This window comes from Mitsuaria sp. TWR114 (assembly GCF_007997345.1).
The window spans coordinates 1-6194 of record NZ_VOSR01000477.1 but is presented as its reverse complement, the minus strand read 5'-3'; the positions used below and the strand labels follow the sequence as shown (position 1 = coordinate 6194).

At 68.6% G+C, this 6194-nt stretch carries 6 protein-coding genes; all 6 read right to left on the bottom strand.

Annotation, left to right across the window (positions count from 1 at the left end; translation table 11 throughout):
- Positions 1 to 284 precede the first annotated feature (284 nt).
- Entirely contained in the window at positions 285 to 1793 is a 1509-nt protein-coding gene (locus tag FUT87_RS17160) for a tripartite tricarboxylate transporter permease (RefSeq protein WP_147241799.1), read from the bottom strand.
- A 10-nt stretch (positions 1794 to 1803) separates the two neighbouring features.
- On the bottom strand, positions 1804 to 2271 hold the full coding sequence (locus tag FUT87_RS17155) for a tripartite tricarboxylate transporter TctB family protein (RefSeq protein WP_147241798.1): 468 nt from the start codon (positions 2269 to 2271) through the stop codon (positions 1804 to 1806).
- Positions 2272 to 2475: 204 nt separating this feature from the next.
- Complete coding sequence (locus FUT87_RS17150) at positions 2476 to 4314, bottom strand: GspE/PulE family protein (RefSeq protein ID WP_091731312.1); 1839 nt, start codon at positions 4312 to 4314, stop codon at positions 2476 to 2478.
- Positions 4315 to 4391: 77 nt separating this feature from the next.
- Entirely contained in the window at positions 4392 to 5228 is an 837-nt protein-coding gene (locus FUT87_RS17145) for a spermidine synthase (RefSeq protein ID WP_255511889.1), read from the bottom strand.
- Between the two features lie 43 nt (positions 5229 to 5271).
- The gene (locus FUT87_RS17140; RefSeq protein ID WP_091731318.1) at positions 5272 to 5799 is read right to left on the bottom strand and encodes a DNA-deoxyinosine glycosylase; all 528 of its coding nucleotides are present in this window, start codon (positions 5797 to 5799) and stop codon (positions 5272 to 5274) included.
- Positions 5792 to 6194, bottom strand: a 403-nt coding sequence (locus tag FUT87_RS17135; protein ID WP_186830587.1) for a TatD family hydrolase, incomplete at its 5' end; no start/stop codon positions are given. The genes FUT87_RS17140 and FUT87_RS17135, both read right to left, overlap by 8 nt.

Genomic DNA, 6194 nt, shown 5'->3' with positions numbered 1-6194 from the left:
CTCGCCGCCAAATGAAAACCGGGACAAGCCCGGCCATTCATCCGACATCCCCAGCAGTTCCTCCGGGGATTCGCTGCAAGACAGATGTCTGTGCAGCGAAGACAGTGACTGTAGCACAGCAAAAGAACGGCTCACAAGGACTACAAAGGAAAGTTGTTGACGACTGGCCGCGTCTCGCACGAATCGCCGCCAAGTCCTTGTCGCACCGTGCCGAGCCCTCACCGCTCAATGAAAAAGACCCGCCGAAGCGGGTCTTTCCAGGGAGGCAATGTCGGAAGCGGAACTCAGTCCGCGTCCTGGAACGCTTCCTCGCGCTTGTTCTTGATGGAGGGCAGCATCACGACGACCACCATCAACGCCGCCGCGATCAGCAGGCCGGCGGACAGCGGCCGGGACAGGAAGGTGCTCCAGTCGCCCCGCGACAGCAGCAGCGCGCGGCGCAGGTTCTCTTCCATCATCGGGCCGAGGATGAAGCCCAGCAGCAGCGGCGCGGGTTCGCAGCTCAACTTGTAGAAGATGTAGCCCACCACCGCGAAGGCCGCCGTCATGAACACGTCGAAGTTGTTGTTGTTCAGCGTGTAGGTGCCGATGCAGCAGAAAACGACGATGGCCGGGAACAGGAAGCGGTAGGGCACCGTCAGCAGCTTGATCCAGATGCCGATCAGCGGCAGGTTCAGGATCACCAGCATCAGGTTGCCGACCCACATCGAGGCAATCAGCCCCCAGAACAGTTCCGGGTTGCTGGTCATGACCTGCGGGCCGGGCTGGATGCCCTTGATGGTCATCGCGCCCACCATCAGCGCCATCACCGCGTTGGGCGGGATGCCCAGCGTCAGCATGGGGATGAAGGAGGTCTGCGCGCCGGCGTTGTTGGCCGACTCCGGACCCGCCACGCCCTGGATGGCGCCCTTGCCGAACTTCTCCGGGTGCTTGGAAAGCTTCTTCTCCAGCGTGTAGGCCGCGAACGAGGACAGCAGCGCGCCGCCACCGGGCAGCACGCCCAGCACCGAGCCCAGCGTGGTGCCGCGCAGCACCGCCGGCCAGGCGTCGTGGAAGTCCTGCTTGGTCGGCCACAGGCCCTTCACGCTCTTGGTGAACACCTCGCGATGCTCGGCCGGCTGGCCCAGGTTCGCGATGATCTCGCCGAAGCCGAAGATGCCCATGGCGATCACGACGAAGTTGATGCCGTCGGTCAGCTCGGGGATGTCGAACGAGAAGCGCGGCGTGCCGGAAATGACGTCGGTGTTGATCTGTCCGAGCAGCAGGCCCAGCAGGATCATCGCGATCGCCTTGACCAGCGAGCCCGAAGCCAGCACGACCGCACCGATCAGGCCCAGCACCATCAGCGAGAAGTACTCGGCGGGACCGAACTTGAAGGCCAGCTCGGTCAGCGGCGGCGCGAAGGCCGCGATGACCACCGTGCCCACGCAGCCGGCGAAGAACGACCCCAGGCCGGCGGCCGCCAGCGCGGCACCCGCCCGGCCCTGGCGGGCCATCTGGTAGCCGTCGATCGCGGTCACCACGGACGACGATTCGCCGGGCACGTTGATCAGGATCGCGGTGGTGGAGCCGCCGTACTGCGCGCCGTAGTAGATGCCGGCAAGCATGATCAGGGCCGGCGTCGCGTCCAGCGAATAGATCGAGGGCAGCAGCATCGCGATCGTCGCGACCGGGCCGAGGCCGGGCAGCACGCCGATCAGCGTGCCCAGCACCGCGCCGCCGAAGGCATAAAGCAGGTTCTGCAGCGTGAACGCGGTGCCGAACCCCAGCATCAGGTTGTTGATCAGATCCATGTGGGTCTCCTCAGCCGCCCAGGAAGGTGGGCCAGACAGGGATCACCAGGTTCAGACCCCAAACAAAGATGCCCCAGCTGCCGATGGTCAGGACCACGCTGCTGAGCAGCGCGTCGCGCCAGTGGAATTCATCGCTGGCGAAGGAGACGCAGGTGATGAGCAGCGGCAGCGTGACGACCATGCCCAGCCGCGGCAGCGCGAAGCCGAACAGCACGATCGAGCCCACCACGATCAGCAGCGGCTTCCAGGCGAAGGCGCCGACCGGCTGGCCGCCCTCCGACTCGATCGTCAGCGCCTTGAACAGCACGACCGCGCCAAGCAGCGCGAGCAGGATGCCCAATCCGAACGGGAAGTAGGCGGGCCCGGGGCGGGCCGAGGAGCCAAAGCTGTAGTTCACTGCCGAGCCCCACGCGAACGCGACGCCAACGACCACGAACATCAGCCCTGACCAGAAGTCGCGTTGACTCTTGATCTTCATCGAGGGAACCTCTAGCGGCATGAATGGCGGCGATTCTAGGAATCGGGCCCCCTCCAGGCTCTGTGGTTATCACGTAATGGACCACACCGCCCCTCGCCCCGCCCATGCGGGGAGCTTCACACCCCCGTAGGCATGGGGCCCGCGCGCTGTCTGCGGGGACTTACCCGCCCCATGAGCGAGGGGCGTCCGCGCGACGGCCGCCGCTCAGTTTTCCCAGGTGGGCGTGCTGCGCAGGACCTCTTCCATCGTGGTGAGGCCTTCCGCGACCTTCATGGCGCCGGCCAGGCGCAGCGGACGCAGGCCTTCCTGGAGCGCCTGCCGGCGCAGCGCCGACATGTCGGTATTGGGGTGCAGATGCTTGCGCACGCTGTCGGACATCAGCAGCAGCTCGTACAGGCCGGCGCGGCCGCGGTAGCCGGTGTTGCGGCAATCCAGGCAGCCGACCGGCCGGTACGGCTTGACGCCGCCGTTCAGGCGCCACGGCTTGAGCATCTCGTTGAGCGACTCCCGCGTGACCTCGGGATCCGGCGCCTTGCAGCTGGGGCACAGGGTCCGCACCAGGCGCTGGGCCAGCACGCCGATCACCGTCGCGTCGATCAGGTAGTTCGGCACGCCCAGGTCCACCATCCGGGTGATGGCCGACGCGGAATCGTTGGTGTGCAGCGTCGAGAACACCAGGTGGCCGGTCAGCGAGGCCTGGATCGCCATCTCGGCGGTCTCCAGGTCGCGGATCTCGCCGACCATGATGATGTCCGGGTCCTGCCGCATCAGCGCGCGCAGGCCCTCGGCGAAATTGAAATCGATGGCGGGCTGCACCTGCGACTGGTTGAACGCCGGCTCGATCATCTCGATCGGATCCTCGACGGTGCAGACGTTGACCTCCTCGGTGGCCAGGCGCTTGAGCGTCGAATACAGCGTCGAGGTCTTGCCGCTGCCCGTCGGGCCGGTGACCAGGATGATCCCGTGGGGGCGCGCCGTCAGGCGGGTCCAGCGCTCCGCGTCGTGGCCGGAGAACCCGAGCTGGGCCAGGTCCTTGACCGCCGTGTCGGGGTCGAAGATCCGCATCACCATCTTTTCGCCGAAGGCGGTGGGCAGGGTCGACAGCCGCATTTCCACTTCCTCGCCGGCCGGATTGCGCGTCTTGATGCGGCCGTCGAGCGGGCGGCGCTTCTCCACCACGTCCATGCGGCCGAGCAGCTTGATGCGCGCGGTCATCGCGCTCATCACCGAGGGCGGCAGCTGGTAGACGGTGTGCAGCACGCCGTCGATGCGGAAGCGGATCACGCCCATCTCGCGGCGCGGTTCCAGGTGGATGTCGCTGGCGCGCTGGTCGAAGGCGTACTGCCAGAGCCAGTCCACGACCTGCACCACGCCCTGGTCGTTGGCGTCGAGCTGGCGGTTGCTGCGGCCCAGCTCGACCAGCTGCTCGAAGCTGGCCGGCTGGTTGACCTCCCCGCTCTTCGTCGCCGCGCGCACCGACCGGGCCAGCGTGAAGAACTCGGTCGTGAAGCGCGCGATCTCCTGCGGATTGGCCAGCACCAGCTTCACCCGCTTGCGGGTGTGGGACTCGATCTGCGGCACCCAGCCGGCCTCCAGCGGCTCCGCGGTGGCGATGGTCACGTCAGTCAGGCCGACCAGGATGGGCAGGCAGCGCCGGGCCTCGGCGTAGCTGGCGGACATCACGTCGGCGACGCGGCCCACGTCGACCTTGAGCGGGTCGATGCGGACATACGGCAGCTTCAGGCGGCCGGCCAGCCATTCGGTGAGCGCCTCGATGTCCAGCGGCCGGCCGTTGGCCGCGCGGGTCAGGCCGGCGTTGCCCAGCCGGATCAGCGGATGCTGCGCGCTGTGGCTCGCGCCGAAGCGGGCCTCGGTGCGCTGGACCTGCTCGGCGTCGATGACGCCATCCTCCGCGAGCCAGTGCAGCAGCTGGCGCCACTCGAGGCGCTGGCCGCCGCCCTCGGCGGCCTTGGGCTTGGCGGGCCCGGGGGCGCTCGCCGGCGGGCGCGGCACGCTCGTTGGCGCGCTTGTTGTCGCAGTCATTGGCGCGGTGGATGGCGCCGGGCTGGCGGCCGGCGCGCCCTTGTCCTTGGCGCTGGTCGACGGGGTGTGCTTCATGGTCACTCGCCGGAATCCGCGGCGGCGGAAGCCGCGTGGAGTTGCTGGATCACGTTCATCGGCAGCGGCCGCACCAGCTTCAGCCATTTGCGCGCCGGCAGCTCGTGCCTGGCCTCGATGTGGTCGGCGCGCTGCTCGAGCACCTCGCGGGTCGGCACCTCGACGCCGCGCGCGGCCACGACGATGGTGTTGCCCTCACGGGTCGGCGTCAGGTGCCAGACCTGGTCGGTGCCGAACACCTTGGCGATCCGCGCCGCGCTGCGCGCGAAGCTGGCGCTGCGGCCGAACAGGTTCACCGTCATGAGCCCGCCGTCGGCCAGCACGCGACGGCAGTCCGCGTAGAAGGCTTCATCGTCCAGCACCGGCGCCGCCGCCTCGTGGTCGTAGAGGTCGACGTTCAGCACCTGCGCCATGCCCCAGTTCGCCGCGTCGGCCACCCACTGGCCGGCGTCCTCGTTGAGCACCCGCAGCCGCTCGTCGTCGTCGGGCAGGTGGAACCAGTGCCGGTTGGCGCTGATGACGGTCGGGTTGATCTCGACCGCGGTGGTCTTCATCTTCAGCTGCTTGCGACAGAAGCGCGTCAGCGCGCCGGCGCCCAGGCCCAGCTGCACCGCCTGGCCCTGGGTCATCTCGCGGGTGTCGCGCCAGAGCATCCAGGCCATCATGCGCTGGACGTATTCCAGCTCCAGCTTCTCCGGCTTCTTGACCCGCATCGCGCCCTGGACCCAGATCGAGTCCAGATGCAGGAAGCGCACGCCGTCGAATTCGCTCAGCGTCGCCTCGACCCACTCGGTCTTCCTGCCGCCCTTGTTGTTCTTCGGGTCCCGGTGCTTGCTCACGGCTGTCGTTCCCATGCCGGGTCCTCGGAGGCCCGCGCTGTGCTCAGGTGTCGTTCGAAGGCCCGGCGAGTTCCCGCCAGGCGCGAAGCTTGTCATCGTAGGGCATCGTGTAGGCGGGGCTGGAGCTGGGCAGCCCCAGGACGCGGTAACGGGCTGCAAGCGGGCCGAGCTGCCGGAGCCCGAAACGCAACGCGGTGCCGCCATTGAAGCCGATCGTGCGCAGCGCCGGCAGCTGCGCGATCAATCGCCCCAGGTCGCTGGCGAAGGGATTGCGGATCGCGCTGTCGAGACTGCCGGCGCGCTCGGTCTCGGTGATGACGTCCCAGACGGCGATGCGATGCGCGCGCAGCGCGGCCAGGCGTTCCGCGTAGCCCATGGCGACGAGGTCGACACCGAAGACCTCGCCGACCAGGCGCCAGAACTGGTTGCGCGGATGGCCGTAGTACTGCTGCGCGCGCAGCGAGGCCACGCCGGGAAAGCTGCCCAGCAGCAGCCATTCGGCGTCGGGCGCGTGCACCGGCGCCAGGCCCTGCCAGCGTGTCGCGTCGAAGGCGGCGCCGGCGTCAGCCATTGGATGGCAGGAGTGCGGCCAGCCGCGGCAGCGCGGCGTGCGCATTGCGTGTGGTGATCGCGGCGGCCTGCTCTGGCGTCCAGCCGCGCAACCCGGCCAGGCACGCACCGATGCGCGGCAGCTCGCCCGGCTCGTTGCGCGAGCTCGCACCGGCGGCGCGCTCCTCGGCGGTGCGATACAGCCAGTGCGGCGGGATGTCGGGCGCGTCGGTCTCGACGACGAGCGCCTCTTCCGGCAGCTCGGCCGCCAGGCGGCGGATCTGCAGCGAGCGGTCGAAGGTCACCGTGCCGCCGAAGCCCAGCTTGAAGCCCAGCGCGAGGAAGGCGTCCGCCTGCTGCCGGCTGCCGTTGAAGGCATGGCCGATGCCGCCGGTCTCCAGGCCGATGCGGCGCAGG

Coding starts and splice junctions, on each gene's coding strand:
- FUT87_RS17150 (WP_091731312.1), bottom strand. CDS start 4,314: ATGACTGCGACAACAAGCGCGCCAACGAGCGTGCCGCGCCCGCCGGCG.
- FUT87_RS17160 (WP_147241799.1), bottom strand. CDS start 1,793: ATGGATCTGATCAACAACCTGATGCTGGGGTTCGGCACCGCGTTCACG.
- FUT87_RS17140 (WP_091731318.1), bottom strand. CDS start 5,799: ATGGCTGACGCCGGCGCCGCCTTCGACGCGACACGCTGGCAGGGCCTG.
- FUT87_RS17155 (WP_147241798.1), bottom strand. CDS start 2,271: ATGAAGATCAAGAGTCAACGCGACTTCTGGTCAGGGCTGATGTTCGTG.